The sequence below is a fragment of the Candidatus Pelagibacter sp. HIMB1485 genome (assembly GCF_052048055.1).
In the GTDB taxonomy this organism is placed as follows: domain Bacteria; phylum Pseudomonadota; class Alphaproteobacteria; order Pelagibacterales; family Pelagibacteraceae; genus Pelagibacter.
The window spans coordinates 391,404-406,240 of record NZ_JBNAIN010000002.1; the positions used below are offsets into that span (position 1 = coordinate 391,404).

Sequence of the window (14,837 nt, forward strand, 5' to 3'; positions counted from 1 at the left end):
TAAAGACTACTTATAATTGAAGAAATAGGTGCGTCAAATGATAAGTAATAAATATAGCTTATTTATATTAATTTAAAATTAATATGGGAACTGTAGTACAGCTTAAAAACCAGATAAATAATTCATATTTCCAATTGAAGAATTCTGTTGAAGAAAAACTAGCTTTGACTGAAGAAAGAATAAAATCTAAATTAAGCAGTGATGTTCAATTAGTTCAAAAAATGACTAATTATCATATAGAAACTGGTGGTAAAAGACTTAGGGCTTTATTGACATTAGGAAGTGCTAAATTATGTGGTTACTCAAAAGGTTCAAGGGATATAAATTTAGCAGCTTGTGTAGAACTTATTCACAGTGCCACTTTGATGCATGATGATGTTATCGATGAAGGTGAGATTAGAAGAGGTAAAGAAACTTTAAATAAAATATGGAGTAATCATTCCTCGGTTTTAATTGGAGATTATCTCTTAAGTAGATGTTTTGAGATGATGGTGGAAGATGGAAACTTAGAGGTATTAAAATTATTATCATCAACTTCATCTAAAATTGCCCAGGGAGAAGTATTACAACTACAACATAATAATGAAGTTGATATGCTTGAAGAAACATATCTAAAAATTATCTCTGCCAAAACTGCAGAACTATTTGCTGCTTCAACAAAAGTAGGTGCAATTTTAGCCGAAGTAGAAAATAAAGAAAAAGATGCGCTAGAATTTTATGGAAGGAATTTAGGGTTAACTTTTCAAATTGCAGATGACACATTAGATTATAATTCTGAATTAAAGTTATTTGGAAAAAAAATAGGAAAAGATTTTTTTGAAGGAAAGGTGACTTTACCAATAATCTTGCTTTACCAAAAATTAGAAAACAATGAAAAAAATAGGCTAAAAGAAGTATTTAATAAAAAAAAGAGAACAAGCGAAGATTTTAATAATATTATATTTTTAATTAATAAATATAAGATTATAAATGAATGCTACCAAAAGGCTCAGCACTATATTAATTTAGCATCAAATTCTTTGAGTGTATTCAGGGATACTAAAGAAAAAGAAATTCTTAAAAAACTTACATCTTTTAGTTTAGCGAGAAATTTTTAAGGACTTAATAAAGACTTATTCCATAATCCATTATGGCTTTTTGTGTAGAGCAATCTTTCATGAATTCTATTTTCTCCATCTAACCAAAACTCTATATTTTGTGGATTTAAATTCCATCCAGACCAGTGTTTTGGTCTTGGAACTTTTGTTTCATCAGAATATTTATTTTTATACTCTTTAATTGAATTTATTAATTCATCTCGATTTTTTAATTCTTGGCTCTGATTTGATGCCCATGCACCAATTCTACTTTCATATGCTCTGGAAGAATAATATTCATCTGCAACATCATCAGAAACTAAAGTTACATTCCCAGTAATTCTGACTTGTCTTAAAAGACTTTTCCAATGAAAACACATTGAAGCGTTAGGATTTTCCTTTAGTTCATTACCTTTTCGACTATTTAAATTAGTGTAGAAAACAAATCCATCTCTATTAAAATCCTTAAGGAGCACCATTCTTACTGATGGAACATTATTTTTACTTGAAGTTGCTAGCGCAACTGCATTTGGATCATTTGGTTCAGTCTGTTTAGCTTTTTCCATCCATATTTCAAATAACTTAATTGGATCATCTAAATTTAAAAAGCAGCTATTAATACCAAGTTGGTTTTTTTCATTCATAATTTAAACAAAATAATCTATATAATATAAATAATGTCATTTAACACTTTTGGAAAGCTATTTCGTTTCACAACTTGGGGTGAATCTCACGGACCTGCTATTGGCTGCATTGTTGACGGTTGTCCTCCAAACATACATCTAGATGAAAAAGATATTCAATTAGAATTAGACAAAAGAAAACCTGGACAATCAAAATTTACCACACAAAGAAAGGAAGATGATAAAGTCCAAATACTTTCAGGTGTATTTGAGGGAAAAACTACTGGCACACCAATTTCTTTAATTATCTATAATAAAGACATGAGATCTAAAGATTATGGAAATATAAAAGATAAATTCAGACCAGGTCATGCAGACTTTACCTATTTCAAAAAATACGGAATTAGAGATTACAGAGGTGGAGGAAGATCTTCAGCTAGGGAGACGGCCTCAAGAGTTGCGGCTGGTGCTATAGCTAAAGTAGTACTTAAAAAAAAATTAGGAAAAAAATTTAAAGTTATAGGTGCTGTAACTCAATTAGGAATCTTAGGATGTGATACGTCACAGTGGAATGATAAAATTATTTCAAAAAATCCATTCTTTTGTCCAGATAAGTCTATGATTAAATTATGGGAAAAATATTTACTTGGTGTAAGAAAATCAGGGTCATCATGTGGTGCTGTAATAGAGGTAAGAGCAAGAGGTATTCCTGCAGGTCTTGGTGCGCCTATTTATTCAAAATTAGATTCTGATATCGCATCAGCGTTTATGAGCATTAATGCAGTTAAAGGAGTAAATGTTGGTGCTGGAATGAATTCTGCACAACTAAGTGGCGAGCAAAACTCTGACGAAATATCATTAAAAAATAATAAATTAAAATTTAACTCTAATAATGCAGGTGGGATCTTAGGTGGAATTTCTTCTGGGCAAGAAATAATAGCATCATTTGCAGTTAAGCCTACATCTTCAATTTTAACTACAAGAAAAACTATTAATAAATTCGGAAAAAATACCACAATATCAGTTAAAGGTAGACATGACCCTTGCGTAGGAATAAGAGCTGTTCCAGTTGGAGAAGCTATGATGAATTGTGTTTTATTAGACCACTACCTTATGAATCAGGCTCAGTGCGGATAACTAATTAGTTTTTTACTACTCTAATTGAATCCTTATTAAATAAAACTTCTAAAACTTTTTTTGTAATTTGTGGACTATTAAGTCCAGCAATATCATACATATTTTTTGGATTATCTTGCTCTATGAATTCATCTGGAAGAGTCATGGATCTAAATTTTAACCCTTTATCAAATATCCCTTTTTCAGCTAATAAATTTTTAACATGGGAACCAAATCCTCCTATAGAACCTTCCTCAATTGTAATCATTAATTCATGTTCCCTTGCAGATTTTAAAATTAAATCTTCATCTAAGGGTTTTGCAAATCTGGCATCTATAATTGTTGTTGAAATACCCTTTGCTTTTAATTCTTCTGCAGCTACTTTACATTCCTCAAGTCTTGTTCCTAAGCTCAACAAACAAACTTGAGTTCCTTGCTGAATAATTTTTCCTTTACCTATCTCTATTTTTTTCTCTATTGAAGGAAGTTCAACTCCAATACCTGTTCCTCTTGGATATCTTATTGCACAGGGTTTATCATTAATATCAACCGAAGTATTAATCATTTTTATTAACTCAGCTTCATCACTAGCTGCCATCACGATAAAATTTGGTAAAGTTGACAAATAAGTAATATCAAAAGACCCTGCATGCGTTGATCCATCTGCGCCAACTAATCCAGCTCTATCAATTGCAAATCTTACAGGTAGACTCTGTATTGCTACATCATGCACTACTTGATCGTAAGCTCTCTGAAGAAAGGTAGAATAGATAGCGGCATAGGGTTTATACCCTTCTGTTGCAAGACCTGCAGCAAAAGTAACTGCATGCTGTTCAGCTATACCAACGTCAAACATTCTTTTTGGAAATTCCTTGCCAAAGATATCCATACCGGTTCCATCTGGCATTGCTGCAGTTATTCCAACAATCTTACTGTCTTTTTTTGCATGCTTAACAAGTGTATTTGCAAAAACTTTTGTATATGCAGGTAAATTAGAACCACTTTTTTGTTGCTCTCCAGTTTCAACATTAAATTTTGATACTCCATGATAGTGATCGCTAGCTTTTTCAGCATAAGAATATCCTTTTCCTTTTTGAGTTTTAATATGTATCATAATTGGACCCTCATGCTTTGAGTCTCTAGCATTTCTTAAAATAGGGACAAGTGTGGAAAGATCATGTCCATCTATTGGTCCTGCATAATAAAAACCAAGTGAGCTAAATAGTGTTCCACCGGTGACAGCAGAACGAAAAAAATCTTCTGCCTTACCAGCTTTAGCACTAAATCTTTTTGAAAAAGCTGAGGTGATTAATTTTAAAGTTTCTCTTAAGCTAAAATAGATTTTTCCAGTAAATAACTTTGCTAAATATGTTCTCATTGCTCCTACTGGTTTTGCTATAGACATGTCATTATCATTTAATATAACGATCATTTTAGTTTTTGATGCGCCAGCATTATTCATAGCTTCATATGCCATACCAGCACTAATCGCGCCATCTCCAATAACAGCTATTACATTTGAAGATTTATTTTCTAATTTATTTGCTTCAGCCATGCCAAGTGCAGATGATATAGATGTGGAACTATGAGCTGCACCAAATGGGTCATACTCACTCTCAGATCTTTTAGTAAAACCTGATAAACCGTTGCCTTGTCTTAAGGTTGTAATTTTTTGTTTTCTTCCTGTTAAAATTTTATGTGGGTATGCTTGGTGTCCTACATCCCAAATTAATCTATCATTGGGTGTGTCAAAAACATAGTGCAGAGCTACAGTCAGCTCAACAACCCCTAGACCTGCACCTAAATGTCCACCAGTTTTAGATACTGCACTGATCATCTCTTCTCTAACTTCATCAGCTACTTGTTGTAAATCATTTTCAGAAACTTTTCTTAAATCGGATGGAAAGTTAATATTATCTAAAAACTTGTAATTATTTTTCATTTATTTCTATTCAATATAAATTCTAATGTATCGTTTAAATTTTCTGATTTTGAACCATAAATTTTTAAATTTCTATTAATATCTGAAATAATCTTACCACAATATTTGATTGAAGCATCATAACCTAGCAAACTTATAAGCGTAGCTTTGCCTTTTTTTTGATCTTTTTTTGTTCTCTTCCCAGCAATTTTAGAATTACCTTTAAAATCTATTAAATCATCTGCTATTTGAAAAAGAAGACCAATATCAGAACCAAGACTCTCAAAAAATTTTATTTCCTTTAGACTTTTCTCCTTAATGATTGCTGGTACTGCACAACAAAAACTAAAAAGTTTTCCTGTTTTTTTAATTTCCATTTCTATAATTTGTTTTTTTGAAACTTTCTTTTTTTCAAAATCTAAATCTAAATATTGACCACCCGCTATACCCAAATGTCCTGAACACATAGAAAGTTTATCTACTAATTTAACTTTAATTTTGTCCCTCAACTTTATCTTGGAACTAGTTAAAATTTCAAAAGCCATTGTTAATAATGAATTTCCAGCGAGGACAGCTGTCGACTCACCAAATTTAATATGAGTTGATGGTTTACCTCTTCTCATATTATCATTATCCATGCATGGTAAATCATCATGAATAAGAGAATAAGCATGAATACATTCTACAGCAGCGCCTATAGCAATTAATGTGTGATAGTTAATTGAGAATAACGATCCAATATCAATTAATATTTTAGATCTAATTTTTTTTCCTCCAGGAAATAATCCATACTTCATTGCATAAATTAATTTGGAATTTTCTTGTTCCTGAATATATTTTTTCAAGAATAAATTGGTATCTTTTGCAATTTTATTAAGTTGATTTTTCACTTTCTCTTAATGATATCCTTAATTTTTTTATTTGTATTTTCACTAATAGATCTTAAATTTTTTTGAAATTTTTTTTCAATTAAATTATTTAATTTTAGTAACTCTTGATAGCTTTCTACAGAATTGTCTAGGTCATCTTTTTCTTCTAAAGACTTTATCATTTGATTTGCTTCATCTGTTAACTCTTCAAGCGTTCTATTATCATAATCGAGTGGTAAATTTTTATCTTTCATATATTAATCATTACTATTACATGAAAAATATTCAATCAAACATCAAAAAAGCGAAAAATTACTTAGATAAAAGTCATTGTGTAGCTGTTCCAACAGAAACTGTTTACGGACTCGCAGGCAACGCATACTCGGACACTGCTGTTAAAAAAATTTTTAACCTAAAAAGAAGACCTACTAACAATCCACTAATTGTTCACTACTATAATTTAAAAAAAATTTCAGAAGACTGCGAGATAAATGATAATTTTATTAAACTTTATAAAAAATTTTCTCCAGGACCAATAACATATATATTGAAGCTCAAAAAAAATTCTAAAATATCTAAGTTTGTAACTAATAATAAAAAAACAGTTGCTATACGATTTCCAAAACATCCTTTATTTAGAAAATTACTCAAAAATTTAAAATATCCAGTTGCAGCACCAAGTGCTAATATTTCTTCAAGATTAAGTGCTGTAAAAGCAGCAGACGTCAAAGAAGAATTTGGCAACAAAATAAAATTTATTTTGAATGGTGGTGTTTGTAAAATTGGTGTCGAGTCTACAATATTAAATATAACAAATAAACCTAGATTACTAAGATATGGAGGATTGAGTGTTTCAAAGATTAAAAAAACTTTAAATCAAAAAATAGTAATTAATATAAATTCAAAAGATAAAATTTCTCCTGGTCTTTTTCCTTTACACTATTCTCCAGGATTACCTTTAAGAATGAATGCAAAAAAAAACAAAAAAAATGAAGCTTTTGTACTATTAAAAAAAAGAGAAAATATATCTAAAGATATTTATTATTTAAGCAAAACAAATAACTTAAATGAAGCTGCCAGAAACCTGTATAGTGTTTTGAGGAAAATAAAAAAAGATAAATATAAATCAATAGCTGTAGAAAAAATACCAAATGAAGGAATTGGAAAAACAATAAACGACAGACTCAAGAGAGCATCAAACTTCAAATGAAAAACTCAATAGAAGTCATAAATCTATCAAAATTATATAAGACTAAAAATGCAGTTAATAATATAAATTTTAAAATTAATGAAAATGAAATAGTAGGACTGTTAGGTCCAAATGGTTGCGGAAAAACAACAACAATCGGAATGATACTAGGATTATTAAAACCCACAAATGGCCAAGTATTAATTAACGGTAAAAATATTGAAAGTAATAAGATTTCAATTCTACACAAAATGAATTTTATTTCTCCCTATATTGAATTGCCTAAAAAATTAACAGTAAACCAAAATTTAATTGTGTATGGGAAACTATATAATATTCAAAATTTAAATGAGAGAATTAATTTTCTCTCAGAAAAATTAAGATTGGGAGATCTTTTAGATAAAATTACAGGAGAGCTGTCATCAGGACAAAAAAATAGGGTCAGTCTTGCGAAAGCATTAATTAATGATCCTACTGTGCTCTTGTTAGATGAGCCAACTGCTGCTCTAGACCCCGAAACAGCAGATTTTATTAGAACCTTTTTAGAAAAGTATAAAGAAGAAAAAAAAATATCTGTTTTGCTGGCTTCTCATAACATGGATGAAGTAAAAAGATTATGTAATTCTGTTATGATGATGAAAGATGGTACTATCGTAGACAGTGGTACTCCAGAAGATTTAATAAGAAAATATGGACAAAAAAACCTCGAAGAAGTTTTTTTAGAAATTGTTAGGAAAGATAAATGAATATTACAAGAATATATGGATTATTTTTAAGGCATTTTTATTTAATTACTAGATCGTTCCCAAGAATACTTGATTTAATATATTGGCCCTCCATACAGATAACTCTTTGGGGTTTCATTTCCAATTTTTTTGCAGCACACAGTTCATACTATAGTGGAGCTGTTGGAGTTATATTGTCTTGTGCAATTCTTTATGATTTTCTTTTTAGAACAAGCATTGGTTTTAATATGTTATTTTTAGAAGAAATTTGGAGTAGGAATTTTACTAATTTATTTATTGCTCCAATGAAAATTAGTGAAATAATTACTGCACTTGTAATCACCGCTTTAATAAGAGCTTTAATCGGATTAATTCCAGCGATACTTTTAACCTCACCATTATTTGGCATATCTATATTAAACTTGGGATTACCATTAGCTTTTCTTTTTTTAAGTTTGTACATTTTTGGAATTACTTTGGGGCTTTTTGTATCAGCTGGGTTGCTAAGATTTGGGCCATCTTTTGAGAATATTGCATGGTCTACAATGTTTTTATTGGCACCTTTTGGCTGTATCTATTATCCAGTTGAAATTTTACCTGAAATATTTCAATCAATAGCTTTCGCATTGCCATTAGTTTATATATTTGAAGAAACCAGAAATATCTTGGTCAATGGAATTGTTAGCTATGAAAATATTCGTATCGCACTTTCATTAAATGCATTTTATTTCACAGTTGCTATAGCAACTTTTTATTTTTCGTTTGATAAAGCTAGAGAAAAAGGGACATTAATTAATATTGGAGAGTAAATGGTGCGCCTGCAAGGAGTCGAACCCTGAACCTCCAGAGCCGAAATCTGGCGCTCTATCCAGTTGAGCTACAAGCGCATTTAGTATTAATATTATATTTTATGGAAAAAAGCATTAATTTTATAGTTGAAGAAGAAGAAAAGAATTTAAGAGTAGATGTATTAATTAACAAAAGAGACGAAATTATTAGTAGAACCAGAGTTAAAAATTTAATTTTAAAAGAAAAATTAAAACTAAATAATGAAATAATTAAAAGTCCATCTAAAAAAGTTTCGATTGGTGATGTTGTAAATCTTACGATTCCAGAACCAGAGATTGCATCTCTAAAGCCTTATGATTTTAAATTAAATATTGTTTATGAAGATTCTGATTTATTAGTCATCGATAAACCTTCAGGAATTATAATGCATCCTGGAGCAGGCAATTATGACAAAACAATTGTAAATGCATTGATGCATTACGATAAAGAATCTTTATCAACTATTGGGGATGAATTAAGACCAGGAATTGTCCATAGAATTGATAAAAATACTTCAGGTTTAGTTGTTGTGGCAAAAAATAATGAGACCCATGAAAATTTATCAAAACAATTCAGTAAGCACACAATTATTAGAGAATACCAACTTTTAATATGGGGAAAGCTAAGACCATCTTTTGGTAGGATAGAAACATTTATTACTCGTAGTTCAAAAAACAGACAACTTATGGAAGTGAGCAGTTCAAAGGGTAAGAAAGCTGTAACAAACTATAAAACAATTGAAATTTTCGAAAATAAAAAAATACCTACATTAAGTTTAGTCGAATGCAAATTAGAAACTGGCAGAACTCATCAAATCAGAGTGCACATGAACTATAAAGGAAATAGTTTAGTTGGTGATGACAAATATAAAAAAAAATATAAAAAATTAAAAAACGTTGATTTTGACATTCAAAATTCAATTACAAATTTAGACAGACAATTTCTACACGCAAAGACTTTAGGCTTTGTTCATCCCAGAACTCAGAAAGAGCTGATTTTTACCTCAATTTTGCCTCAAGAACTAAATAATATTTTAAAAATGCTTAGAAACATTGAAGAATAAATTATTGAAAATTAAGTATAATTAACTAAATAAACTCTGCTATGAGCACGACTATGAGCAACAATCTTCCTACACTATCCAATGAGGGTGGTCTTTCTGCATATTTAGAACAGATTAAAAAATTCCCAATGTTGGCCGCAGAAGAAGAATATATGTTAGCCAAAAATTGGAAAACAACTGGAAATATTAAAGCTGCTGAAAAATTAGTAACTAGTCACTTAAGATTAGTTGCAAAAATTGCTATGGGATACAAGGGCTATGGTCTGCCAATTAATGAAATGATTTCAGAAGGAAATGTTGGTCTGATGCAGGCTGTTAAAAAATTTGAACCTGAAAAAGGTTTTAGATTAGCAACTTATGCTATGTGGTGGATTAAAGCATCCATCCAAGAATATATTTTAAGATCTTGGAGTCTTGTAAAAATTGGAACAACAACTGCTCAAAAAAAATTATTTTTCAATTTAAAAAAAATTAAAAACCAAATATCTCCTGAAACTGAAGGTGATTTAAGGGATGAACACGTAAACCATATTGCTAACAAACTTGATGTGAGTAAAGAAGAAGTTGTTTCAATGAATAGAAGACTTTCTGGAAAAGAGTTTTCATTGAATGCTCAAGTTGGAGAGGATGGTGATGAATGGCAAGACTGGTTAGTAGATAAAGAGCTTGATCATGATTTAAAATTTGCTCAACATGAGGAAATGGAGCAAAGAAAAGACTTGTTAAAAGATTCTATTACAGTGCTTAATGATAGAGAAAGAGAGATATTATATTCAAGAAGACTCAATGATGATCCAGCAACCCTGGAAGATTTAAGTAAAAAATATAAAATCAGTAGAGAAAGAGTTAGACAAATAGAAAATAAAGCATTTGAAAAACTTCAAAAACAAATGCTACTTCTTGCTAAATCTAAAAATTTATTACCGGCAAATTAAGTTTCAAAAGGATTTTCAATTAAAATAGTATCATCTCTTTCAGGACTAGTAGAGACACTAGATATTTTGGCACCTATAAAATCTTCTACTGCAAAAATATATTTTTTTGCATTATCAGGAAGAGAGTTCATATTTTTAATTCCACTAGTAGATACTTTCCAGCCTGGAAAAGATTTGTAAATTGGTTTTATTTTGATTTGATCCTCTACAGCAGCAGGCAAATAATCTAATTTTTCTCCATCTAGTTCATAAGCAACGCACATTTTAATTTCATCTAATTCATCAAGAACGTCCAATTTTGTTAAAGCTATACCATCTATACCTGAAACTTTAATTGTTTGTCTTACTAGAACACCATCAAACCATCCACATCTCCTTTTTCTACTTGTAACAGTTCCAAATTCTTTTCCACGTGTGCCCAAAAGTTCACCTACTTCATCAGTTAGTTCTGTTGGAAAAGGCCCTTCCCCTACTCTTGTTGTATAAGCTTTTGTAATTCCTAAAACATAGTTTATTGAATTAGGACCACAGCCTGTTCCAGTAGCTGCGCTCGAAGCAACTGTATTAGATGAAGTTACAAAAGGATAAGTTCCATGATCTACATCAAGTAAAATACCTTGGGCACCTTCAAATAAAATTTTCTTTTTTTGCTTTTTAAATTGATCAATTTTAAGCCATACAGGCTGTGAAAATTTTAATATTTTAGGAGCAATTTTGAGTAAATCAGATTTAAGTTGATCTTTTTCAAAAATTTTTTTTCCAAGTCCTTTTCTGATTGCATTATGATGTATCAATACAGAATCTAATCTTTGATCTAAATTTTTTTCTGATCTTAAATCCATAACCCTTATTGATCTTCTTCCTACTTTATCCTCATAAGCAGGACCAATTCCTCTTCTGGTAGTTCCTATTTTACTTTTTCCTGCCGTATCTTCTCTAATTTCATCCATTTCTCTATGGAATGGCAAAATCAGATTTGCAGATTCTGATATTATGAAGTTATCTACATCTACTTCTACACCTTTAGATTTAATCTCTTCAATTTCTTCCAATAAGGCCCAAGGATCTACAACAACACCATTACCAATTATTGATATTTTACCTTTTCTAACAATGCCAGATGGAAGTAATCTTAGCTTATAAGTAACGCCATCAATAACAAGAGTGTGGCCCGCATTATGACCACCTTGAAATCTAATAACTACATCTGCCTGTTCAGATAACCAATCAACAATCTTACCTTTTCCTTCATCACCCCATTGAGATCCAACAACAACTATGTTTTTCATTAATTAAATTTTTTATTTACTTTTATAGAAGTGAGATGGTTAATTGGACCATGACCTCTTCCATAATTTGGGTTTGTTTTAATAGCTGAATTTACATACTTAATTCCAAGCTCACAAGATTTCTTTGCTGGTTTTCCACACGATACAAATGTAGTGACTGCAGTTGATAAAGTACAACCTGTGCCATGAGTATTATTTGTTTTATAACGCGTACTATTAAAAATCTTAATATCTTTTTTATTAACAAAAACATCCTTAACTATTTTATTTTTTGAATGTCCACCTTTAATAAGAACATTTTTAGCTCCAAATTCCATAAGCTTATTTGCAGCGTAAATCATATCTTCTACAGATATGATTTTTGTTTCAGTCAAAATTTCAGCTTCAGGAATATTAGGGGTAACTAGTGAAACTTTTTTTATTAATTCCGATTTTAATAACTTAATTGCTTTATTATCTATTAATTTGGCACCACCTTTTGCAACCATGACAGGGTCTAAAATAATACTTTTAACTTTAATTAAATTTAATGCTTTAATTACCATCTTGATAACATTAGATGAGTGTAACATTCCTATTTTGATTGCATCAGGCTTAATATCTTTTGAAGTAAAAACTATTTGATTGAAAATTTCTTTTGGATTGATGCCTACTATTGATTTCACACCTGTAGTATTTTGAATTGTAACTGCAGTTATAGCTGTCATCGCATAAGAACCTAGAGCTGTAACAGTTTTAATATCAGCTTGTATACCAGCCCCACCAGATGAATCTGAACCCGCAATAATTAAAATTTTCGAATTTGGTTTCAATTTATTTTATTTTTTTGGATATCATGTTTACACATCTGGATAAAAGTATTTTATTATCACTTTCTGCCATCACTCTAATTTTAGCTTCTGTTCCCGATTTTCTAACTAAAACTCTTCCCTTACCATGAATTAATTTTTCTGCGAGTTTTATAACTTTTTTTATTTCAGGTTTATTAATAATATTTTTATCTTTAACAGTTATATTTTCTAATAATTGAGGAGTTTTCTTAAAACTCTGAAAAAATTCACTCGTTTTTTTACCTTTTCTCAGAGCAAAAAGAACTTCTAAAGCTACAAGCAACCCGTCTCCAGTTGTTGCAAATTTACCTAAAATAATATGTCCTGATTGTTCACCACCTAAATTAAATTTATATTTTTGCATTTTTTCTTTAACATATCTATCGCCTACATTAGCTCTTAAAAATTTTATTCTTTTAGATTTTAAATATTTTTCCAATCCATAATTCGACATTAGAGTTCCAACAACACCACCTTTTAGCATTTTTTTATTTTTCCATCTTGCAGCTAAAGCAGCTATTATTTGATCACCATCTACAATGTTACCTTTTTCATCGCACATTATAATTCTATCAGCATCTCCATCTAAAGAAATGCCAATATGAGCTTTATATTTTTTTACAGCTGTTCTAATTTTTCTTGGAAAAGTTGAGCCACAATCTTTATTAATGTTTAAACCATTTGGGTTTACACCTATTGCTATAACTTTAGCGCCTAATGATTTTAATAACTCAGGCCCTGCTTTATAACCAGCACCATTGGCACAATCTATAACAATTCTTAATCCTCTTAAATTGAACTCTTTTGTGAAATTTTTTTTTAATATTTTAATATATTGTTTAGTACCTGTTTCTAATCTTTTAACTCTTCCTAACTTTTCAGGACTGGAAAGGTTATTTGATATTTTTTTATCTATAAGAGCTTCTATTTTTTTTTCTATTTTATCTGATAATTTCATTCCATCAGGACCAAATAATTTTAATCCATTGTCATAATGAGGATTATGAGAAGCTGTAATCATAATACCCATATTAGCCTTCATTTCTTTTGTAAGCATAGCTAATCCATTGGTTGGTAAAGGACCCAATGTGTAAACATGCATGCCAGCAGAAGCCAAACCAGAAACAAGCGCAGGTTCAAGTGTATATCCTGACAATCTTGTATCTTTTGCTATTATTGCTGTTTGTTTTTTTTTCTTTTGGGATTTAAAATATGTACCACTAGCTAGTCCAAACTTAAAAAACATATCTCCATTAATATTTTTACTATTAATAGCTCCTCTTATTCCATCTGTTCCAAAATATTTTTTTGCCATTATTTGTTTGTTATCTCTTTAAAAACTTTAATTGCTTGCATAACTTCATTAACATCATGAATTCTTAAAATCTGAACTCCTTGTGTCATCAAATATAATGATGACGATATTGTTCCTCCAATTCTAGTAAAGCTATCATTTTTTTTGGAAATATCTCTAATAAATCTTTTTCTAGAATTTCCTACAAGTATAGGAAATCCTAAAGAATGAAAAATAGAAACACTTCTGATTAAATTCATATTATGTTTCAGTTTTTTTCCAAACCCTATTCCAGGGTCTAAAATTATATTGTTATGTTTAATACCTTTAGACCTTAGAAGTTTTATTTTCTCCTCAAAAAAATCATAAATATCTAGTAATTCATTATTATATTTTGGATTTTTTTGCATATTTTCTGGTGTTCCAAGCGTGTGCTGAATGACAAATGGAACTTTATTTTTTTTTAATACGTTTATTGTTTCTGTATCAAAACTTAAGCCTGAAACATCATTAATTAGTTTTACACCTAATTTAATTCCATTTTTCATTATATCAGATTTTCTAGTATCCAAAGAAATCGGAATTTTTTTTACAATAGATTTTAAGATTTCATTAATTCTTTTCCATTCATCTTCTTTATTTACTGTCTTTGAACCTGGTCTTGTTGACTCTCCTCCAACATCGATTAAATCAGCGCCATCGTTATATAGTTTAAAAGCATGACTTATTCCTCTTTGTTTTGTATTAAATTTTCCTCCATCAGAAAAACTATCTGGGGTAAGATTTAAGACACCTAGTATATTTGGAACTTTTTTAAATTCTAAGTTAGAAAAATTTTTTTTTTTAGTTTTAATTTTTTTTAAATCTAAATTAACTTTTTTCTTTAAATCATTTGGTAAATATTTTATTTGATTAATTGAAATTTTTTTCTTTGATTTTCTAGTTATTATTTCAATATGATCAAACGATATTTCCTTAATTTGATGTAATGGTATGGCTTTTTTTTTACTTACTAAAATTTTTGATTGATTACCATAATAGAAATTACACGCTCTTGTGTAATATCTTTGCATTATAAA

General features: G+C 29.7%; 15 protein-coding genes and 1 tRNA gene. 7 read left to right on the plus strand and 9 right to left on the minus strand.

What is annotated here, in order from left to right; genetic code table 11:
• Positions 1–83 precede the first annotated feature (83 nt).
• Positions 84–1,097, plus strand: coding sequence for a polyprenyl synthetase family protein (locus ACTTA4_RS04515; RefSeq protein WP_440633708.1), 1,014 nt, complete (start codon positions 84–86; stop codon positions 1,095–1,097).
• On the opposite strand, the gene pdxH is transcribed toward ACTTA4_RS04515, so the two are convergent.
• Entirely contained in the window at positions 1,094–1,720 is a 627-nt protein-coding gene (pdxH, locus tag ACTTA4_RS04520) for a pyridoxamine 5'-phosphate oxidase (protein ID WP_440633709.1), read from the minus strand. The two genes, ACTTA4_RS04515 and pdxH, sit on opposite strands and share 4 nt — an antisense overlap.
• Positions 1,721–1,753: 33 nt before the next feature.
• On the opposite strand from pdxH, the gene aroC reads away from it, so the two are divergent.
• A complete protein-coding gene (gene aroC / locus ACTTA4_RS04525) occupies positions 1,754–2,836 on the plus strand; it encodes a chorismate synthase (protein WP_440633710.1) in 1,083 nt (360 codons plus the stop codon).
• Positions 2,837–2,840: 4 nt separating this feature from the next.
• On the opposite strand, the gene dxs is transcribed toward aroC, so the two are convergent.
• Genes dxs through ACTTA4_RS04540 form a run of 3 tightly spaced genes read right to left on the minus strand, consistent with a single transcriptional unit; the run spans position 2,841 to position 5,859 of the window.
• Positions 2,841–4,757 (minus strand): 1-deoxy-D-xylulose-5-phosphate synthase, encoded by a 1,917-nt coding sequence (gene dxs, locus ACTTA4_RS04530; RefSeq protein WP_440633711.1) that lies wholly within the window; start codon positions 4,755–4,757, stop codon positions 2,841–2,843.
• The gene (locus ACTTA4_RS04535) at positions 4,754–5,626 is read right to left on the minus strand and encodes a polyprenyl synthetase family protein (RefSeq protein ID WP_440618078.1); all 873 of its coding nucleotides are present in this window, start codon (positions 5,624–5,626) and stop codon (positions 4,754–4,756) included. Before ACTTA4_RS04535 ends, dxs begins: the two co-directional genes overlap by 4 nt.
• Positions 5,623–5,859 (minus strand): exonuclease VII small subunit, encoded by a 237-nt coding sequence (locus ACTTA4_RS04540; RefSeq protein ID WP_262590296.1) that lies wholly within the window; start codon positions 5,857–5,859, stop codon positions 5,623–5,625. Before ACTTA4_RS04540 ends, ACTTA4_RS04535 begins: the two co-directional genes overlap by 4 nt.
• Positions 5,860–5,879: 20 nt before the next feature.
• On the opposite strand from ACTTA4_RS04540, the gene ACTTA4_RS04545 reads away from it, so the two are divergent.
• From ACTTA4_RS04545 to ACTTA4_RS04555, 3 genes are read left to right on the plus strand one after another with little or no spacing between them, the layout of a single operon-like run.
• Positions 5,880–6,815: an L-threonylcarbamoyladenylate synthase gene (locus ACTTA4_RS04545; protein WP_440633712.1), complete on the plus strand. Its 936-nt coding sequence runs from the start codon at positions 5,880–5,882 to the stop codon at positions 6,813–6,815.
• Positions 6,812–7,540, plus strand: a complete 729-nt coding sequence (locus ACTTA4_RS04550; protein WP_440633713.1) for an ABC transporter ATP-binding protein — start codon at positions 6,812–6,814, stop codon at positions 7,538–7,540. The genes ACTTA4_RS04545 and ACTTA4_RS04550 overlap by 4 nt, the downstream gene beginning before the upstream one ends.
• Positions 7,537–8,328 carry an ABC transporter permease gene (locus ACTTA4_RS04555; protein WP_440614004.1) on the plus strand — a complete coding sequence of 264 codons (792 nt, stop codon included), beginning with the start codon at positions 7,537–7,539 and terminating at the stop codon, positions 8,326–8,328. The genes ACTTA4_RS04550 and ACTTA4_RS04555 overlap by 4 nt, the downstream gene beginning before the upstream one ends.
• 1 nt (position 8,329) lies before the next feature.
• On the opposite strand, the gene ACTTA4_RS04560 is transcribed toward ACTTA4_RS04555, so the two are convergent.
• Positions 8,330–8,406: transfer RNA gene (locus ACTTA4_RS04560), tRNA-Arg, on the minus strand.
• Positions 8,407–8,429: 23 nt separating this feature from the next.
• Between ACTTA4_RS04560 and ACTTA4_RS04565 the strand changes: the two genes are divergently transcribed.
• Together ACTTA4_RS04565 and rpoH are read left to right on the plus strand one after the other, a co-directional pair.
• Complete coding sequence (locus tag ACTTA4_RS04565; RefSeq protein ID WP_440633714.1) at positions 8,430–9,410, plus strand: RluA family pseudouridine synthase; 981 nt, start codon at positions 8,430–8,432, stop codon at positions 9,408–9,410.
• A 53-nt stretch (positions 9,411–9,463) separates the two neighbouring features.
• Positions 9,464–10,345 carry an RNA polymerase sigma factor RpoH gene (rpoH, locus tag ACTTA4_RS04570; protein ID WP_440633715.1) on the plus strand — a complete coding sequence of 294 codons (882 nt, stop codon included), beginning with the start codon at positions 9,464–9,466 and terminating at the stop codon, positions 10,343–10,345.
• Here the strand turns inward: rpoH and ACTTA4_RS04575 are convergent.
• Genes ACTTA4_RS04575 through folP form a run of 4 tightly spaced genes read right to left on the minus strand, consistent with a single transcriptional unit; the run spans position 10,342 to position 14,831 of the window.
• Complete coding sequence (locus tag ACTTA4_RS04575) at positions 10,342–11,634, minus strand: adenylosuccinate synthase (RefSeq protein WP_440633716.1); 1,293 nt, start codon at positions 11,632–11,634, stop codon at positions 10,342–10,344. The genes rpoH and ACTTA4_RS04575 overlap by 4 nt on opposite strands.
• Positions 11,634–12,446, minus strand: coding sequence for a bifunctional hydroxymethylpyrimidine kinase/phosphomethylpyrimidine kinase (gene thiD / locus ACTTA4_RS04580; RefSeq protein WP_440633717.1), 813 nt, complete (start codon positions 12,444–12,446; stop codon positions 11,634–11,636). Before thiD ends, ACTTA4_RS04575 begins: the two co-directional genes overlap by 1 nt.
• A gap of 1 nt (position 12,447) precedes the next feature.
• Entirely contained in the window at positions 12,448–13,779 is a 1,332-nt protein-coding gene (gene glmM, locus ACTTA4_RS04585) for a phosphoglucosamine mutase (protein WP_262590288.1), read from the minus strand.
• Positions 13,779–14,831, minus strand: coding sequence for a dihydropteroate synthase (folP, locus tag ACTTA4_RS04590; RefSeq protein ID WP_440613999.1), 1,053 nt, complete (start codon positions 14,829–14,831; stop codon positions 13,779–13,781). The genes glmM and folP overlap by 1 nt, the downstream gene beginning before the upstream one ends.
• Between the last annotated feature and the right edge of the window lie 6 nt (positions 14,832–14,837).

What these genes read in the sequence shown, in the direction of transcription:
- ACTTA4_RS04515 (WP_440633708.1), top strand. Translation starts at nt 84, where the DNA reads ATGGGAACTGTAGTACAGCTTAAAAACCAGATAAATAATTCATATTTC.
- pdxH (WP_440633709.1), bottom strand. Translation starts at nt 1,720, where the DNA reads ATGAATGAAAAAAACCAACTTGGTATTAATAGCTGCTTTTTAAATTTA.
- aroC (WP_440633710.1), top strand. Translation starts at nt 1,754, where the DNA reads ATGTCATTTAACACTTTTGGAAAGCTATTTCGTTTCACAACTTGGGGT.
- dxs (WP_440633711.1), bottom strand. Translation starts at nt 4,757, where the DNA reads ATGAAAAATAATTACAAGTTTTTAGATAATATTAACTTTCCATCCGAT.
- ACTTA4_RS04540 (WP_262590296.1), bottom strand. Translation starts at nt 5,859, where the DNA reads ATGAAAGATAAAAATTTACCACTCGATTATGATAATAGAACGCTTGAA.
- ACTTA4_RS04545 (WP_440633712.1), top strand. Translation starts at nt 5,880, where the DNA reads ATGAAAAATATTCAATCAAACATCAAAAAAGCGAAAAATTACTTAGAT.
- ACTTA4_RS04550 (WP_440633713.1), top strand. Translation starts at nt 6,812, where the DNA reads ATGAAAAACTCAATAGAAGTCATAAATCTATCAAAATTATATAAGACT.
- ACTTA4_RS04555 (WP_440614004.1), top strand. Translation starts at nt 7,537, where the DNA reads ATGAATATTACAAGAATATATGGATTATTTTTAAGGCATTTTTATTTA.
- ACTTA4_RS04565 (WP_440633714.1), top strand. Translation starts at nt 8,430, where the DNA reads ATGGAAAAAAGCATTAATTTTATAGTTGAAGAAGAAGAAAAGAATTTA.
- rpoH (WP_440633715.1), top strand. Translation starts at nt 9,464, where the DNA reads ATGAGCAACAATCTTCCTACACTATCCAATGAGGGTGGTCTTTCTGCA.
- ACTTA4_RS04575 (WP_440633716.1), bottom strand. Translation starts at nt 11,634, where the DNA reads ATGAAAAACATAGTTGTTGTTGGATCTCAATGGGGTGATGAAGGAAAA.
- glmM (WP_262590288.1), bottom strand. Translation starts at nt 13,779, where the DNA reads ATGGCAAAAAAATATTTTGGAACAGATGGAATAAGAGGAGCTATTAAT.
- folP (WP_440613999.1), bottom strand. Translation starts at nt 14,831, where the DNA reads ATGCAAAGATATTACACAAGAGCGTGTAATTTCTATTATGGTAATCAA.